The following is a 16,482-nucleotide window of genomic DNA, read 5'->3' on the forward strand; positions in this document are numbered from 1 at the left end:
GACGATGTTCAAGCATATCCTCGTCCCCGTGGACGGATCGGACAACGCGCTGCGTGCACTGGACAAGGCCGTGGAACTTTGCGGGATCGTCGGGGCGCGGCTGTCGCTCATCACCGTCTACCGGCATTTCTCGCTGCTGGAGGCGTCGTTTTCCATGGTGCGGCGCGAAGACCCCGGCCCGATGGACGACATCATGCGCGACTACGCAAAGGAAGTGGCCGAGCACGCCAAGGCCCATGCCATCGCGGCGGGCGCCGCGGATCCGCATGCCTTCGTCAAGAACGGTCCCGTGGCGCGCAGCATCGTGGGTTTCGCGCGCGACCACGACGTGGACCTGATCGTGCTGGGCGGGCGCGGCGTCGGATCGACGGAAAACTACCTGCTGGGCAGCGTGTCGCACAAGGTCACGGGCACGTCCCCGTGCCCGGTGCTGGTGGTCTAGGGCGATGGATCGTCACGGTGCGGTCACGCCGTCCGAAGTTGCCGTGGCACTCGATCCCGCGGACGCGGTGGCACGGCTGGGCCTGATCGTGCTGTCCACCGACCTGACAACCGAACGGGACGCGGCGCGGATCGTGCCGCCCGACCACGCGGCGGTGCATGTCGCGCGGGTGCCGTTCCAGAACCCCACGACACCCGAGAACCTGCGCCGCATGGCGCCGCTGCTGACGCGGGCGGCGGATTTGATCCTGCCGGGCGAACCGCTGGCGGGGATCTACTATGCCTGCACATCCGCGTCGGTCGTGATCGGCGATGCCGAGGTGGGCGAAGCGATCCACGCCGCGCGCCCCGGTGTGCCCGTGGTCACCCCCACGGCGGCAAGCCTCGATGCCTTCGCCGCGCTCGGGGTGCGCCGGATCGCCCTGGTCACGCCATATCTGCCCTGTACCACCGTCCCGATGGTCGGCTATTTCGAACGCGGCGGGCTGGAGACCGTGTCGGCCCATTGCCTGGGGATGGAGGACGACCGCGACATGGCGCGCGTGTCGGCACAGACGATCATCGATGCGGTGCTGGCCGCCGACAGCGACGCGGCGGAGGCCGTGTTCCTGTCCTGCACGGCGCTTCCGGCGCTTGGGGTGATCGACACGCTGGAGGCGCGGCTGGGCAAGCCGGTGGTGACGTCGAACCAGGCGGGCCTTTGGCGGATGCTGCGCCATGCCGGGCTGATGGCGGATCGCGCGCCGGGGCGCATCTTCGCCACACCGCTGGGGGTGGCATGAGCGACCTGCGCGACCGGACGGTCACCATCGACGACATCGACGCGGCGCAACGGCGGCTCGCGGGCACGATCCGGCACACGCCGGTGGACCCCTCGCCGTCGCTGACCGAGCTGGCGGGCGTGCCCGTGCACCTCAAGCTCGAACACCACCAGCGGACCGGCAGCTTCAAGTTCCGCGGCGCATCGAACGCCGTGGCGCAACTGACGGAAGCGGAGCGCGCGGCGGGGGTCGTCGGCGTATCCACCGGCAATCACGGGCGCGGGCTGGCGCGGGCCTGTGCCGACGCGGGCGTGCGCTGCATCATCGCAATGTCGGAACTGGTTCCGGCCAACAAGGTGGACGCGATCCGCGCGGAAGGTGCCGAGATCCGCATCGCCGGTCGCAGCCAGGACGAAGCGCAGCATCTGGTCGATGACCTTGTGGCGCAGGGCATGACCATGATCCCGCCCTTCGACCATCCCCAAATCATCGCCGGGCAGGGCACCTGCGGGCTGGAAATGGCGGATGCCATGCCCGACATGGCCTGCGCGCTGGTGCAGCTTTCGGGCGGCGGGCTGATCGCCGGTGTCTCCGCGGCGCTGAAGGTCCGCGTGCCGGGCGTGAAGGTCATCGGCCTGTCGATGGAACGGGGTGCCGCAATGCATGCGAGCCTCCATGCCGGACGCCCGGTCGAGGTCACGGAACTTCCTACCCTCGCCGACAGCCTTGGCGGCGGCATCGGGCTGGGGAACCGGTATACTTACCACATGGTCCGCGACCTTGTGGACGAGGTGGTGCTGCTGACCGAAGCCGAGATCGCGGCGGGCATCCGGCACTGCTATTGGCAGGAACGCCAGATCGTCGAAGGCTCGGGCGCGGTGGGCGCCTCGGCTCTTTTGTCGGGCAAGGTCGTGCCGGATGGGCCGACCATGGTGCTTCTGAGCGGCGGGAACATCGACATGGGCCTGCACCACCGGATCGTGTCGGGCGAGGACGTGGACCTGATGGAGGCCCACACCTGATGCCTGCCATCGCCGTGCTGACGGAACCCGACCTGCGCCGGATCGTGCCGCTGGACCTTGCCGCGGTGGACGTGGTGGAGGGCGCCTTTCGCGCGCTTGCGGGGGGTAAGGTCGTGATGCCGCCCGTGCTGTCCATGGCAATCGCCGAGTTCAATGGCGAGGTGGACGTGAAGACGGCTTATGTGCCGGGGCTGGACGCCTTCGCGCTGAAGGTGTCGCCGGGCTTCTTCGACAATCCCAAGCAGGGTCTGCCGTCCACATCGGGCCTGATGATCCTGTTTTCCGTGCGCACCGGCCTGTTGCAGGCGCTGCTGCTCGACAACGGCTACCTGACCGATATCCGCACCGCTGCCGCGGGCGCCGTGGCTGCGCGGCATCTTGCACGGGCGGATGCGACCCGGGTGGCGGTGCTGGGCGCGGGCACGCAGGCACGGATGCAGGTGGAGGCGCTTTGCCGGGTCCGTCCCATCGCCAGTGTGCGGGTCTGGGCACGCAGTTCCGACGCCGCGCGGCGGCTGGCGGCGGGGCTGTCCGCGGATCTCGGGCTTGGCGCGGTGGCGCGTGTGGACGCGCGGGATGCCGTGGCCGGCGCCGACATCGTCGTGACCACCACGCCCGCGACGGTACCCATCCTGATGGCGGACTGGCTGGAACCCGGCCAGCATGTCACCGCCATGGGCTCCGACCAGCACGGCAAGGGGGAGCTTGACCCCGCCTGCCTGACCCGCGCGGATCTCTATGTGCCCGACCGGCTGGAACAGACCCGCATCATGGGCGAGTTGCAGGGCGCAATCGCTGCCGGATTGGTCGCACCCGACGCATCCTTCCCCGAGCTTGGCGCGGTAATCACCGGCACAGCGCCGGGCCGCACCAGCCCGCACCAGATCACCGTGGCCGACCTGACCGGCACCGGGGTTCAGGACACCGCCATCGCCACCCATGCCCTCGCCCGCGCCAGAAACGCGGGTCTGGGCACCACTTTCGAAAGCTGATCCATGGCCATCGTCGATACCTTCCGTTTCTCGGACGCCGAGTATGAATCCCGTCTTTCCCGCGTGCGCGCCGCGATGGAGGCGAAGGGGATCGACACGCTCATCACGTCGGACCCGTCGAACATGGCGTGGCTGACGGGGTATGACGGCTGGTCCTTCTACGTCCACCAGTCGGTCATCGTGGGGCCTACGGGCTACCCGGTGTGGTTCGGGCGCGAACAGGACGCGCAGGGCGCGCTGCGCACCGTCTACATGGAAGAGCCCGACATCATCGGCTACCCGGACTATTTCGTGCAGTCGTCCGAACGGCACCCGATGGATTACCTCGCGGCCAAGCTGACCGAACGCAACTGGCACACCGGCCGGATCGGCGTGGAGATGGACAATTACTGGTTCTCGGCCAAGGGGTACGCGGCGCTCAGCGCAGGGCTGCCGGATGAACTGGTGGACGCCACGAACCTCGTGAACTGGCTGCGCGGCCCGAAATCGCCCGCCGAGCTGGACCGGATGCGCAAGGCGGGCAAGATCGTGGAACGGATGCACCAGCGCATCGTCGACAAGGTCGAACCGGGGATGCGCAAATGCGATCTGGTGGCCGACATCTACGACGCCTCGCTCCGCTTCGACGAGGAATGGGGCTTCGGCGGCGACTATCCCGCCATCGTGCCGCTGCTGCCGTCGGGCGCCGATGCCGCCGCCCCGCACCTGACATGGGACGACAAGAAGATGGCCACGGGCGAGGGCACGTTCTTCGAGATCGCGGGCTGCTTTCGCCGCTATCACTGCCCGCTGTCGCGCACGATCTTCCTCGGCAAGCCGACGCAGGCGTTCCTCGATGCGGAAAAGGCTGTGCTGGAAGGTATGGAGGCGGGTCTGGAGGCCGCGAAGGCCGGCAACATGTGCGAGGATATCGCCATCGCCTTCTTCAACGTGCTCCAGAAATACGACATCGTGAAGGACAACCGCACCGGCTATCCGATCGGGCTGTCCTATCCGCCGGACTGGGGCGAACGGACCTGTTCGCTGCGACCCGGCGACCGGACGATCCTCAAGCCCGGCATGACCTTCCATTTCATGACCGGGTTGTGGATGAACGACATGGGGTTCGAGATCACGGAAAGTATCGTGATCGGCGAGGACGGGCCGGAATGCCTGGCGAACGTGCCGCGCAGGATGATCGTCAAGGACTGAGGTCCGCGGATGCGGCGCCCGCGTGCCGTACGTCAATCGGCGGTGGCGCGGGCGGCGATGGCGTCGAAGCGCGTGTCCAGATCCGCCGCGATGTCGGCCAGCGCAGAACCCCCTTCGTCCTGGTAGGGCGCGAAGACGAAGCTCGGTTCCTTCCAGCTCAGCGTGGCGGTGCCGTCTTCGCTCTCGGTCACGTAGAACCGTATCGGGGCCTCGATCATGGCGGCCGTGCTCAGCCCGAGGATGCGCACGGCGAAGTCGTTGTTGAACACGCCCAGCACGCGGTTTTCGGGGATCTCGATACCGCGTGCCCGCGCCGCGCCCGTCGGTCCTGCCTCGGTCACGATGCCCATCCCCTCGGCGGTCACGGCGGCGCGCAGCCGGTCGAGCAGGTCGGCATGGGCAAGGTCGGTGTCGATGACCCGCCAGCCAGCGCGGGGTGCGAGGTCCGCTGCCGCGCCCCCCGACGCCATAGCGACGACGGCGGTGCAGGCGGCAAGCGCCTTCAGGACGTTTCTGAACATGCGTGTCGGTCCTGGGTCATTGATGCGGCCCCACCTCTAGCACGGGGCAGCCGGTCGCCATGCCCACACCCGCGTGATGTCGCGCCCATGTGATCGTGGGCGGGCGGCGGATCAGTCGAGCAGCCCCCCGATATCGACGCCGAACAGCCAGACCGCCAGCGGCACCGGGGCCACGGCGCACAGGATGGCGATGACCGTCGGGACAGGCAGGAACAGGCGGCTGAGCCCGGCGGTGAACAGGATACCCCCGCCGCCGCCGATCACCGAACTGCCGGGCATGTTGACCAGCAGGGCAAGCAGAACATAGCGGAACCGCGTCGCCAGGGGCCGCAGCCATGCGGGTGTCCGGTCGCGGAGGGCATCGATCCGCTCCGCGCGGCTGAGCGGTTCGACGGCCGCGAGCAACCGGCACGCCCCGGTCATGTGGAGATCCGCAAAGAGCCGGTGCAGCCGCGCATAGGGAATCCACTCCCCCGCCGCGTAGGCGAGGCACAGCCCGGACACCGTGGCGAGGTAGATCACCGGCGCGATCGATGGCCCTTCGAGCGCCATCAGCATCAGCCCGATCTCGAGCCCCGGTACGAACGGCACCGCGATCAGCACGGCATAGGCCACCAGAAACGCCACCAGCATTCCGGTCCGCACCCGGTCGTCGGCGAAGGGATCGTGGGTCGATACCCAGTCCATAAGAAGATGCAGCCCGTAAGCGATGGCGCCCAGCAGGCACAAACGCATCGTGACGCGGAAAACGGCACGGCCACGGGCCCGCCTGGTGACGGGTGGCCCGGCCACGGGGTGGGGGCGCGGACCATCATCCATGCGCCGCGTCCCTCCGCCATATCCGCCCGCGTCCGGCAGGCGCGTCGCCGGGGATGGTCATGGTGTCACCCGTGTTCGAACCACATGCCGCGACACTAGCCGGTCCGGCGTGCAGCTACAAATCGCAGCGCCGCCGGGTCGCATGCCGCCGGCGACGCTCCGGCGCCCGCCACCGCGCGCATGCGGTCCTGCCCAAGATCGGGCACTGGCGGGACGATGGGGTCACGGGCGCTCTCGGGGTCGTGCCCGCATGCTTCCCGGATCGGGGGGCTGCCATCCACTTTTCACGAGCTGGTGAAGGACGCGATGCTGGCCATTGCCGCCGCGATGCGCCACCCTCATGCCATGGGAAACCGTGCACGCGCGCCTGCGGCACGAACGAGGGGGTATTCCATGATCCGCATCCTGTTCTGCGCCGCGGTGGCGGTCGCCGCATTGCCCGCCAGCGCCGAGACGTTCCGTTGGGCATCGACCACCGACCCGCAATCCATGGACCCCCATTCCACAAGTTCGACCCCGGTGCTCGGGTTTCTCAACAATGTCTACGAGGGCCTCGTGCGGCGCGGACCGGACATGGCTATCGAACCGTCGCTCGCCACGGCGTGGGAACCCATCGACGGCGGCGCGGGCTGGCGGTTCACTCTGCGCGAAGGCGTGACCTTCCACGACGGCGCCGCGTTCACCGCCGAGGATGTGCTGTTCTCCTACGATCGCGCGGCGTCCGAGGCATCGGACGTGCGCAGCTGGTTCGCGCCGGTGTCCGAGGTCGTGGTGGTGGACGACTACACGGTCGAGATCATGACGACATCGCCGCAGCCCCTGTTCCCGGACAGTATCGCCAACTGGATGATCATGGATGCCGACTGGGCGCAGGCGAACGGCGCGGAGCTGCCCGCGCGGGACACGGAAAACTTCGCCACCCGCAACGCAAACGGCACCGGCGCCTTCCGGCTGGTGGACCGTCAGCCGGACCTTCAGACGGTGCTCGAACCCTTCGACGGCTGGTGGGGAGATGCTGCGGATCACGGGATCACGCAGGCAGTCTTCACGCCGATCCAGAATTCGGCCACGGCGGTCGCGGCGCTGCTGTCCGGCGAGGTGGACATGATCGAACCCGTCCCGGTGCAGGATGCCGACCGGGTGGATGCGAATGACGGCACGCGCGTCGTGCGCGGTATCGAAAGCCGCGTCATCATGCTGGGCTTCCCTCATGACCACGACACCCTGCGCAGCGGGGCGGAAAACCCGTTCACAGATGTCCGCGTGCGCCGGGCCGTCGCCCACGCGATCAACGTGCCCGCAATCCTCCAGACCATCATGCGCGGCTCGGCGGAACCGGCGGCGCAGCTCGTGGCCGCGGGCACGAGCGGCTATTCCCAGCCCCATGACGCGCGCCCGGCGTACGATCCCGAAGCCGCGCGGGCACTGCTGGCCGAGGCGGGCTATCCCGACGGGTTCGCGTTCGACCTGTCCTGCACGAACGACCGCTACCTGAACGACGAAAGCGTCTGCCAGGCCATCGTGGGGATGCTGGCGCAGGTCGGGCTGGAGGTGACGCTCGACGCGATGCCCGTATCCAACTACTGGCCGGAGCTGCGCGAGGACAATTTCGACATGTTCCTGCTGGGCTGGTCGCCGGGCACCTTCGACGCGGAACACCCGATCCGGTTTCTCGTGCACACGGCGGGCGACCGGCTGGGCACGTGGAACTTCGGCGGCTATTCCAGCGCGCGGATCGACGAATTGCTGCCGGTGATGCAATCCGAGATCGACCCGACAGTGCGACAGGCAGCGATGGAAGAGGCCGCGGGCATCATCCAGGACGACATGGTCTACGTCCCGCTCTACGTGCAGCCGCTCCTGTGGGGTGTGCGCGAAGGGGTGGAGGTCACACAGCGCTCCGACAACTTCCTGATCCTGCGCTGGGTGCGGATGAACTGATATGATCGGTCCGGGTCCAGGGCTTGCGGTCCTGGCCAAGACGGGCGCGTTGTCGGCGGCGCCCGCAGAGGGTGAAGTTACATAAGTCCGGTTACGCCGTGCGCATCCCGGCAGGATCGCGCAACGGGTGACGTCACCTTTCGCAGGGTCCAAGTCGCGCGGGACCACCCCGGCCCTGCGGCCGGATCGGGCGCACGCCGCGCCGTGCCGGACCGGCCTGCACGCAGCACCTGGCTGACGGAATGTCAGCGCAAATGCCCGCCGGTCAAGCGCGGCTCGCGGATGACCGGGCTGTGCCCGAAAGCGGCAACACGACCCGGGCCGAAAGCCCGCCCGTGGCTCTGGTGGCCAGCGTCACGTCCCCGCCATGGGCGCGCAGGATGGCCCGCGCGATCGGCAGGCCCAGACCGATCCCGCCAGTGTCGCGCGACCGCGACGCTTCTAGCCGGGTGAACGGATCGAACACGCGCGCGCGATCCGCTTCCGGAATACCCGGACCGTCATCGTCGATCCGTATCTCGGCATGTTCACCCGTGCCCGCGACAGAAACCCGCGCACCACCGCCATAGCGTTGCGCGTTGTCGATCAGGTTGCGCAGGGCGCGGCGCACCGCCATGCGGCGGATATCTGCCAGCACCGGCGCCGGGGCGTCGACGGCGATCGGCGGTCCCGTTTCCGACAGCTCCCGTCCAAGATCGCGCGCGAGCGCCGCGAGGTCGGTCCGCTCCATCGGCTGGTCGGTGGACAGGCCGCGCGCATAGGCCAGCGTCGCCTCGACCATCTCCTGCATCTCGTCCAGCGTGGCGACCATCCGGGCGCGGGTCTCTTCATCCTCCACCATCTCGGCGCGCACCCGCAGTGCCGTGATGGGCGAACGCAGGTCGTGCCCCAACGCCACCAGCATCCGCGTGCGCCCCGCCACCATGTCGGCCAGCCGCGCGTGCATCCGTCCCAGCGCGTCCGACAGGGCACGCACCTCGGCGGGGCCCTGCGTCGGCAGGTCGGGTGCGGGACCGTCCAGCCCGAAACGCTCGGCCGCAGCGGACAACTGGCGCAGCGGATCGGTAATCCGCCGCAGCCCGACCCAGAGCGCGCCCAGCACCAGCACGAGCGACAGCAACGCAGCCCCCGCGAAGGCCGGCCGGGCCTGAAGATCCGGCCGCAGCAGCCGGGCCTGCACGTTCAGCCAGCGCCCGTCGGCCAGCGGCAGGGACAGGCGGTACTCCGCGGGGCCGGCGCGGCGGTGCATGCTGTCCATGGCGTCGCGCGTGCCGTGTGGACGGTCACCCGGGCGCAGACCCGCCGCCCCGCCTTCGGCCACCAGCGGCGCGGGCTCGACCCGGAAACGCACCAGCCGCGAATTCACCGCCGCGAGGATATCGCGGTGGCTGTCGCGCGGCGTGCTGTCGAGCGCGCGGGCCACGGCGGTCGCGCGTTCCGCGGTGCCCGCCCGCTGCGCAGCGCGGATCGCCGCGCCGCGCTCGTCGGCAAAGATCCACGCGGCGATGATCTGCGCCGCGATGAACGCGGCCAGGATCAGAAGCGCAAGCTGCCCCGCAAGGCTGCGCGGCACGACCCGCATCACGGCACCGCCTGCACGTCGGCGGCAAGGCTGTAACCGCCCGCGCGGATCGTGGCGATGATGCGCGGGCGGGCTGGGTCGTCCTCGATCTTGCGGCGCAGGCGGCTGACCTGGTTGTCGATGGTGCGGTCGAACACGTCCGCCGCCCTTCCGCTGGTGATGTCCAGAAGCTGGTCGCGCGACAGCACGAAGCGCGGGCGTTCCAGGAACGCGGTCAGCAGCTTGAATTCGGCGGTGGTCAGCGTCACGTCTCGGCCGTCCTTGTGGGCCAGCGCGCGGGTGTCGGTGTCGAGAACCCAGCCCGCGAAGGCGTACCTGCGCCCGTCAAGCCCGCCCGCCAGCGGCTCGGGTCGGTCGGACCGGCGCAGGATCGCCTTGATCCGGGCCAGCAATTCACGCGGGTTGAACGGTTTCACAAGATAATCGTCGGCACCTACCTCCAGCCCTACGATCCGGTCCGTATCCTCGGACAAGGCGCTGAGCATCAGCACCGGCGGCCCGTCGCCGGTGGCCAGCCGCCGTGCCGCCGACAGCCCGTCCTCGCCCGGCATCATCACGTCGAGCACGACGAGATCGAAGCGGCCCGCGCGCAGGGCCGCGTCCATTTCGGGGACGTCCCGCGCGGCGGTGGCGCGCATGCCGTTGCGATCGAGATACCGCACCACCGCGTCGCGGATTTCGCGGTGGTCGTCCACGACAAGGATATGGGGCGCGCGTGCGGGGTCGGTCATGGGGTCTGCATACCGCGGAAAAAGTCCGCAGGGACAAGGTATCGCGTCGCGGCCTGTCGCGGGCAGCGGCGCTTGCGACAGAACGATACAATTCTGGTGGCGGTCCGGCAATCTTCTGCGACACGGGTCCCCCATCTCTGGCGCACCGAAACACGGACCGAAGAGGAAAGACCATGACACGCAAGACAATCCTGATGCTTGGCGCCGCCGCCATGATCGCTGCCACCGCCATCGCCGCAAGCGCGCATGACGATGGCCGCGCCCGCGGCGGCCCCGGGCACATGATGCAGGGCGAACACGCGCCGGGCATGCCGGGACACGGCGGGCCAGGCATGAAGCGGCGCGGCGCCGGTGGACCGATGGGCATGGCCGACAGCCCCGTCTTCGGGGCCTTTGATGCCGATGCCGATGGCCGGGTCAGCGCGGCCGAGGCCGAGGCGGGCCTTGCCGGGCTGCTGGCGACCCATGACGCGGATGGAGACGGCAGCCTGTCGCGGGACGAGTTCGACGCCGTCTTCGCCGCGTTCACCCGTCATCGTGCCGCGCGGCCCTTCGCCATGCTCGACGCCGATGAAAACGGCCAGATCGATGCAGAGGAGATCCGGTTCCCCGCCGAGATGATGGCCCGCCGGGAACGGATGCACGATGCCCTGCCCGATGCGGGCGGCGCGCGCCAGTAACGGCCGTGCATCTTTTTTGCGCATGGGGTCGGGGCCGGGTGTCGGCCCGGCCCCGACCAGCACCAAGTCAGTTCCGGGTAACTCAGATGGCGAGGTATTCGGCGCGCATCTCGGCGTTGTCCAGCACTTCGGCCGCGCTGCCGTCGAACACGATCTGCCCGCCTTCGAGGATGATCGCGCGGTCGGCCAACTCCAGCGCGCGCACCGCGTTCTGTTCCACCAGCACGGTGGTCATGCCCTGTTCCTTGATGTGCTTCAGCGTCTTCTCGATCTCGTCCACGATCACCGGCGCCAGGCCCTCATAGGGTTCGTCCAGCAGCAGCACCTTGATGTCGCGCGCCAGCGCACGGGCGATGGACAGCATCTGCTGTTCGCCCCCCGACAGGGTCGTGCCCTCCTGCCGGCGGCGTTCGCCCAGCCGCGGGAACAGGTCGTAGACCCGGTCGATGGACCAGCCGATGGGCGGCGCGATCTGCGCCAGTTGCAGGTTCTCCTCCACCGTCAGGCCGGGGATGATGCGTCGATCCTCGGGCACGAGGCCGAGGCCCGCCACCGCGGCCTCGTGGCTGGTCATCTTGTGCAACGCCTGGTGGTCGAGCCAGATCTCGCCATGGGTGACGGCGGGGCTGCCCAGCCGCGCGATGGACCGCAGGGTCGATGTCTTGCCCGCCCCGTTGCGTCCCAGCAGGGCGAGGATCTCGCCCTCGTGCACGTTGAAGCTGATGCCCTGCACGATGTAGCTTTCGCCATAATAGGCATGCATGTCGTAGACCGACAGGAAGGCGGGCGCGGTCGCTGCCCGGTTCGCATTCTTCGAGAAATCCGTCTTGGCGTTCATGGTGTCGCTCCTGTCGGGCGCGGATGGGGTCATGTCACGCGGCATGGCCGAGATAGGCTTCCTGCACCTTGGGATGGCCCTTGATGTTCTCGGGCACGTCTTCCACCAGCGGCGATCCCTGCGCCAGCACGGTGATCCGCTCGGCCAGGCTGAACACCACGTGCATGTCGTGTTCGATGATGACCATGGTGATCGGACGCGACTGCTTGATCTGGCGCAGCAACTCGATCGTGTTGTTGGTGTCGGCCCGCGCCATTCCGGCGGTCGGTTCGTCCAGCAGCAACAGGCGCGGCTGCTGCACGAGGCACATGGCCATTTCCAGCCGCCGCTTGTCACCCCGCGACAGGGATGCGGCGTGCATGTCGCGCTTGTCGGTCATGTTGACCTCGTCCAGCATCGCGGCGGCCTGTGCCACGATATCGGCCTCGTCCATCATGTGTTCATAGGCGTGCATCCGGAACGGTCCGTCGCGCTTGGCCAGACAGGGGATCATCACGTTCTCGAACACGGTCAGGTCGCCAAAGATCTCGGGCGTCTGGAAGACGCGGCTGATCCCCATCTGGTTGATCTCGTGCGCCTTGCGTCCCAGCACGCTCTGGCCGTCGAACAGCACGGACCCGGTATCGGGGATCAGCTTGCCCACGAGACAGTTCAGCAGCGTGGACTTGCCCGCCCCGTTCGGCCCGATGATCGCGTGCACGCTGTTTTCCGCGATGGACAGGTTCACGTTGCCGAGCGCCTGTAGACCGCCGAACCGCTTGTTGACGTCCTTGACTTCGAGAATTCCCATGGGGTGCGCTCCTTATTCGCCCGGATGGGGGCTGGGCTGCGGGCTGCGACGGTCGGAATCCGGGCCGCGTCGGGCGGGCCGCTTGCGTCGGAACAGGCGGGCGATGCGTTGGCCGCCTTCGACAAGTCCGCCGGGCAGGAAGATCACGACGAGCATGAACATCAGGCCCAGCGTCAGCAGCCAGCCGTCACCCACGAACATCTGCGCCACCGCCACCGCCGCGCCCTGCAGGCCGTCGGGCAGGAAATCGAACATGGCGTTCAGGTCGCGTTCGTTGAGGCGCGAGAAGATGTTCTCGAAATACTTGATCATGCCCGCGCCCAGCACTGGGCCGATCAGGGTGCCTGCCCCGCCGAGGATCGTCATCAGAACGACCTCGCCGCTCGCGGTCCAGAACATGCGGTCGGCACCGGCCAGCGGATCGACCGCCACCATCAGCCCGCCCGCGAGCCCTGCGTACATCCCCGAGATCACGAAGGCCGCGAGGGTATAGGGCTTGGGGTTCAGGCCTGTATAGTTCATGCGCTGCTGGTTCGACTTCACGGCCCGCAGCATCATCCCGAAGGGCGAGCGGAAGATGCGGATCGACAGGTAGAACGCCACCAGCATCAGCGTCGCGCAGAAATAATAGCCGAAGTTGAAGGTGAAAACCCAGCCGCCCATGGCCCAGTCGAACCCGTCGCGCATGGTGATACCGAAGAAATTCACCGCCGGGATGGAATTGCCCGCGGCGCCGTCCAGGATGCGCGGATCGCTCAGCGACAGTTGCAGACCGCTTTCGCCCGCGGTGATCGGCGTCAGCACCGAATACGCGAGCGCGAATGACATCTGCGCGAAGGCCAGCGTCAGGATCGAGAAATAGATCCCCGACCGGCGCAGGCAGATGAACCCGATCACCAGCGACGCCAGTCCCGCGATGACGGTCGACGCGATGATCGCCGGCACGATGTTCACCGTCAGCAGTTTCATCATCCAGACACCCGCATAGGACCCGATCCCCAGGAACGCTGCATGCCCGAAGGACAGGTAGCCGGTCAGCCCGAACAGGATGTTGAAGCCGATGGCGAAGATCCCGAAGATCACGAAACGCTGCATCAGGTCCGGGTAGCCCGCGTTGAAGCGTGCGAGTCCCGACGCATCTGGAAATGGGTTCAGCAGGAAGGGCGCGAACACCACCAGCCCCAGCACGACGAGGAACAGGGTCAGGTCCTTGCGGTTCAGTCCGAGCATGGGTCAGTCCTCCATCACGCCCTTGCGGCCCATCAGCCCGCGCGGCCGCACCAGAAGCACGATGATCGCCACGAGATAGATGATGACCTGGTTGATGCCCGGGATCAGTGCGATCACGGCGCCCATGGATGCGAAGCTTTCGATGATGCCGAGCAGGAACCCGGCCAGCACCGCGCCCGGCAGACTGCCCATGCCGCCCACAACGACCACCACGAAGCTGAGCACGAGGAAATTCATCCCCATGTCGTAGTTCGGGGCGACGATGGGCGCGTACATCACCCCGGCAAGCCCCGCGACCACGGCCGCCAGCCCGAACATGATCGTGAAGCGCCGGTCGATGTTGATGCCCAGCAGCCCTACGGTCTCCCGGTCGGCCATGCCGGCGCGCACCACCATTCCGAATGTCGTGAACCGGAGAAACGCGAAGATCCCCCCGATGATGACCGCGGCGAAGCCGAAATAGACGAGCCGCCAGTAGGGGTAGATGATGGTGAACGGGTCGAACCCCAGCATCACGCCGAAATCGAACGACCCGCGAAACGCGTCGGGTGCGGGCACGGGGATCGGGTTGGCGCCGAAGAAATACTTGATGATCTGCTGCAGCACGATGGCCAGCCCGAAGGTCACGAGGATCTGGTCGGCATGGGGCCGCTTGTAGAAATGCTTGATGAGCCCACGTTCCATGACGATGCCCACCACGGCCATGACGGGGATCGCCAGCAGGATGGCCAGCGGCACCGACCAGTCGATCAGGACACCGCCCACCGTCTCGCCGAACCACGCCTCCACATAGGGCACCTCGACCTTGAGCGGATTCCCAAGGAAATCGGTCCGCGACTCGTCCACCGTGGAAAAGGAGGCCGAGAAAAATGCCTGCAGCGTCACGGCGCAAAAGGCCCCCAGCGCGAACAGCACGCCATGGGCGAAGTTGACCACGCCCAGCGTGCCGAAGATCAGCGTGAGCCCGAGCGCGATCAGCGCATAGGCCGACCCTTTGTCGAGCCCGTTGAGCACCTGAAGGATTATCGCGTCCATCCTTGCCACCTTTTCGAAAATAGGCCCGCCGACCCCGTGTCGCGGGGGCGGCGGTACGGTTGGCACGCTCCGGGGTGCGTGTCCGGAGCGTGACGGATCGGATCGGGGTCAGGCGCCCGGGTTGCACTCGCCCAGCTGGCCGCCCGCGAATTGCGGGTGGTCGGGCTCGTACCAGACCTGTGCGACCGGGGTGACCTCGACGACCTCGAGCAGGTCGAATTCCGATTCCGGCTCTTCCTTGCCGCGCACCACGAGCACGTCCTTGAAGCATTGGTGATCTGCGGCGCGGTAGAGCGTCGGGCCGTTGCCGAGCCCGTCGAAGACGAACCCGCGGTTGGATGCCGAGTCGATGCCGGGCAGGCTGTCGTCGCCTTCCAGCGCCTCCACGACCGCGCAGGGGTTGAACGACCCGGCCCGTTCCACGGCGTCGGCATAGAGCAGCGTCTGGCAATAGACCGTGTGCGCGGCCTGGCTCGGCGGGAAGCCGTACTTGGTGCCGAAGGACCGGGTGAAGACCTGGCTCGCCTCGTCGGGCAGCGACCAGTGCCAGTTGGTGGACCCGAAGATGCCCTTGATGTTCTCACCCGCGCCGCGCGCCATCAGCCGCGAGAAGAGCGGCACGACGATCTGGAAGTCCTTGCCGTTGGCCTGTGCCTCGCGCAGTCCGAACTGCACCGCATTGGTCAGCGAGTTCACCATGTCGCCGCCGTAATGCACCAGCACCAGCGTATCGGCGCCGGATCCCAGCACCGGCGTCAGGTAGGACGAGAAATCCCCCTGCCCCAGCGGCGTCAGCACCTTGTTCACGGTTTCCCAGCCAACGCCCTCGGTCGCCTCGGAAATCGCCTGCTCGGTGGTGTAGCCCCAGTTGTAGTCGGCGGTCAGGTAATACGCCTTGCGGTCGGCCCCGTAGGCATTCGCCAGCACCGGCGCCAGCGCCGCGCCCGACATGTAGGAATTGAAGAAATGGCGGAAGCCGTTGGCGCGGCGATCCTTGCCGGTCGTGTCGTTGGCGTGGGTCAGGCCCGCCATGAACATCACGCCCGCCTCCTGGCACAGCGCCTGCACCGCCACCGCGACGCCCGAGGACGACCCGCCGGTGATCATCACCGCGCCGTCCTTTTCGATCATCGACCGGGCCGAGGCGCGCGATGCGTCGGTGTTGGTCTGTGTGTCGCCGGTGACATATTCGACGCGCTTGCCGAGGATGCCGTTGCCGGTCAGGACCGTGCGCGACCCGTCCGCGTAGCGGAAGGTTTCCAGCATGCCGTTGTCGGCCCCGGTGCCGTTCAGATGCTCGACCGCAAGCTCGTAGGCGCGCAGCTGGTCCGCGCCCTCGTCGGCATAGGCGCCCGATTGCGGCACGTTGAAGCCGAGCATGACGGTGTCGCCCGTCGGTTCGTTGGTAAAGGCGTGCGCCCGGCTGGTGAAGATGGTCGGCAGCGCGAGTGCGCCACCAGCGACCGCGCTTGTCTTCAGCAGACGGCGGCGGGTGAAGTTGGACATGGTCGACCTCCCTGGGTTCTCGTTGTTCGTATCAACCCCTTCGCCCCGACCACGGGGCTGATCACAGCGTCCGCGGTTTGGTCAATTCACACAACAAATCCTTTGAATGGCTTGCATTTTTTGTAAACGAATGAACTGCCGTGGCCGATTTCTTGTAAAAGTCTTTTTGTCGCAGTGCAGAATGTGCGACGCTGCGCCGCAGCTTGCCCTTGACCGGAAACGCGGAATCGGCGCAGCGCGATGCGCGGGAATTCAGGGTCCGGGCGGCATCCGCGACTCCCAAGGGCGCCACGCATGGCCGGGTTCCACACGTCTGGCGGGAATGCGGGGGGCAGGACGCCAGGAACGCGGGCCACCGGTCGCAGAATCGGCAGGTCGGTACGGACGGCGGTCCACGGCACG

General features: G+C 67.7%; 16 protein-coding genes. 7 read left to right on the forward strand and 9 right to left on the reverse strand.

Translation table 11 applies throughout. From position 1 onward, the window contains the following. Window positions 1-4 precede the first annotated feature (4 nt). The 5 genes from DDE13_RS07610 to doeA are packed head-to-tail and all read left to right on the forward strand — an operon-like array spanning window position 5 to window position 4,407. Window positions 5-442 carry a universal stress protein gene (locus DDE13_RS07610; protein WP_111403068.1) on the forward strand — a complete coding sequence of 146 codons (438 nt, stop codon included), beginning with the start codon at window positions 5-7 and terminating at the stop codon, window positions 440-442. A 4-nt stretch (window positions 443-446) separates the two neighbouring features. Further along, entirely contained in the window at window positions 447-1,223 is a 777-nt protein-coding gene (locus DDE13_RS07615) for an aspartate racemase/maleate isomerase family protein (RefSeq protein ID WP_111403070.1), read from the forward strand. Further along, window positions 1,220-2,224, forward strand: coding sequence for a hydroxyectoine utilization dehydratase EutB (gene eutB / locus DDE13_RS07620; protein WP_111403072.1), 1,005 nt, complete (start codon window positions 1,220-1,222; stop codon window positions 2,222-2,224). Before DDE13_RS07615 ends, eutB begins: the two co-directional genes overlap by 4 nt. Next, a complete protein-coding gene (gene eutC, locus DDE13_RS07625) occupies window positions 2,224-3,216 on the forward strand; it encodes an ectoine utilization protein EutC (RefSeq protein WP_111403074.1) in 993 nt (330 codons plus the stop codon). Before eutB ends, eutC begins: the two co-directional genes overlap by 1 nt. Window positions 3,217-3,219: 3 nt before the next feature. Then, window positions 3,220-4,407, forward strand: a complete 1,188-nt coding sequence (gene doeA, locus DDE13_RS07630) for an ectoine hydrolase DoeA (RefSeq protein ID WP_111403076.1) — start codon at window positions 3,220-3,222, stop codon at window positions 4,405-4,407. Window positions 4,408-4,439: 32 nt separating this feature from the next. Here the strand turns inward: doeA and DDE13_RS07635 are convergent, their stop codons facing one another. Next, on the reverse strand, window positions 4,440-4,928 hold the full coding sequence (locus tag DDE13_RS07635; protein WP_222626053.1) for a DUF302 domain-containing protein: 489 nt from the start codon (window positions 4,926-4,928) through the stop codon (window positions 4,440-4,442). A 111-nt stretch (window positions 4,929-5,039) separates the two neighbouring features. Continuing rightward, the gene (locus DDE13_RS07640) at window positions 5,040-5,747 is read right to left on the reverse strand and encodes a hypothetical protein (RefSeq protein ID WP_111403078.1); all 708 of its coding nucleotides are present in this window, start codon (window positions 5,745-5,747) and stop codon (window positions 5,040-5,042) included. A 393-nt stretch (window positions 5,748-6,140) separates the two neighbouring features. Here DDE13_RS07640 and DDE13_RS07645 point away from each other — a divergent pair, with 393 nt between their 5' ends. Then, entirely contained in the window at window positions 6,141-7,688 is a 1,548-nt protein-coding gene (locus DDE13_RS07645) for an ABC transporter substrate-binding protein (RefSeq protein ID WP_111403080.1), read from the forward strand. Window positions 7,689-7,953: 265 nt separating this feature from the next. Here the strand turns inward: DDE13_RS07645 and DDE13_RS07650 are convergent, their stop codons facing one another. Further along, on the reverse strand, window positions 7,954-9,270 hold the full coding sequence (locus DDE13_RS07650; RefSeq protein WP_222626054.1) for an ATP-binding protein: 1,317 nt from the start codon (window positions 9,268-9,270) through the stop codon (window positions 7,954-7,956). Beyond that, window positions 9,270-10,001 (reverse strand): response regulator, encoded by a 732-nt coding sequence (locus DDE13_RS07655; protein WP_111403084.1) that lies wholly within the window; start codon window positions 9,999-10,001, stop codon window positions 9,270-9,272. The genes DDE13_RS07650 and DDE13_RS07655 overlap by 1 nt, the downstream gene beginning before the upstream one ends. A gap of 173 nt (window positions 10,002-10,174) precedes the next feature. On the opposite strand from DDE13_RS07655, the gene DDE13_RS07660 reads away from it, so the two are divergent. Next, window positions 10,175-10,681 (forward strand): calcium-binding protein, encoded by a 507-nt coding sequence (locus DDE13_RS07660; protein ID WP_111403086.1) that lies wholly within the window; start codon window positions 10,175-10,177, stop codon window positions 10,679-10,681. 82 nt (window positions 10,682-10,763) lie between these two features. Here the strand turns inward: DDE13_RS07660 and DDE13_RS07665 are convergent, their stop codons facing one another. The 5 genes from DDE13_RS07665 to DDE13_RS07685 form a co-directional block, all read right to left on the reverse strand. After that, window positions 10,764-11,519, reverse strand: a complete 756-nt coding sequence (locus DDE13_RS07665) for an ABC transporter ATP-binding protein (protein WP_111403163.1) — start codon at window positions 11,517-11,519, stop codon at window positions 10,764-10,766. A 34-nt stretch (window positions 11,520-11,553) separates the two neighbouring features. After that, window positions 11,554-12,309 (reverse strand): ABC transporter ATP-binding protein, encoded by a 756-nt coding sequence (locus tag DDE13_RS07670; RefSeq protein ID WP_111403088.1) that lies wholly within the window; start codon window positions 12,307-12,309, stop codon window positions 11,554-11,556. A 12-nt stretch (window positions 12,310-12,321) separates the two neighbouring features. Further along, entirely contained in the window at window positions 12,322-13,539 is a 1,218-nt protein-coding gene (locus DDE13_RS07675) for a branched-chain amino acid ABC transporter permease (RefSeq protein WP_111403090.1), read from the reverse strand. Window positions 13,540-13,542: 3 nt separating this feature from the next. Further along, on the reverse strand, window positions 13,543-14,574 hold the full coding sequence (locus DDE13_RS07680; protein WP_111403092.1) for a branched-chain amino acid ABC transporter permease: 1,032 nt from the start codon (window positions 14,572-14,574) through the stop codon (window positions 13,543-13,545). A gap of 108 nt (window positions 14,575-14,682) precedes the next feature. Then, window positions 14,683-16,080: a substrate-binding protein gene (locus DDE13_RS07685; RefSeq protein WP_111403094.1), complete on the reverse strand. Its 1,398-nt coding sequence runs from the start codon at window positions 16,078-16,080 to the stop codon at window positions 14,683-14,685. Window positions 16,081-16,482: the final 402 nt, after the last annotated feature.

Source organism: Meridianimarinicoccus zhengii, from assembly GCF_003254465.1.
Classification (GTDB): domain Bacteria; phylum Pseudomonadota; class Alphaproteobacteria; order Rhodobacterales; family Rhodobacteraceae; genus Meridianimarinicoccus; species Meridianimarinicoccus zhengii.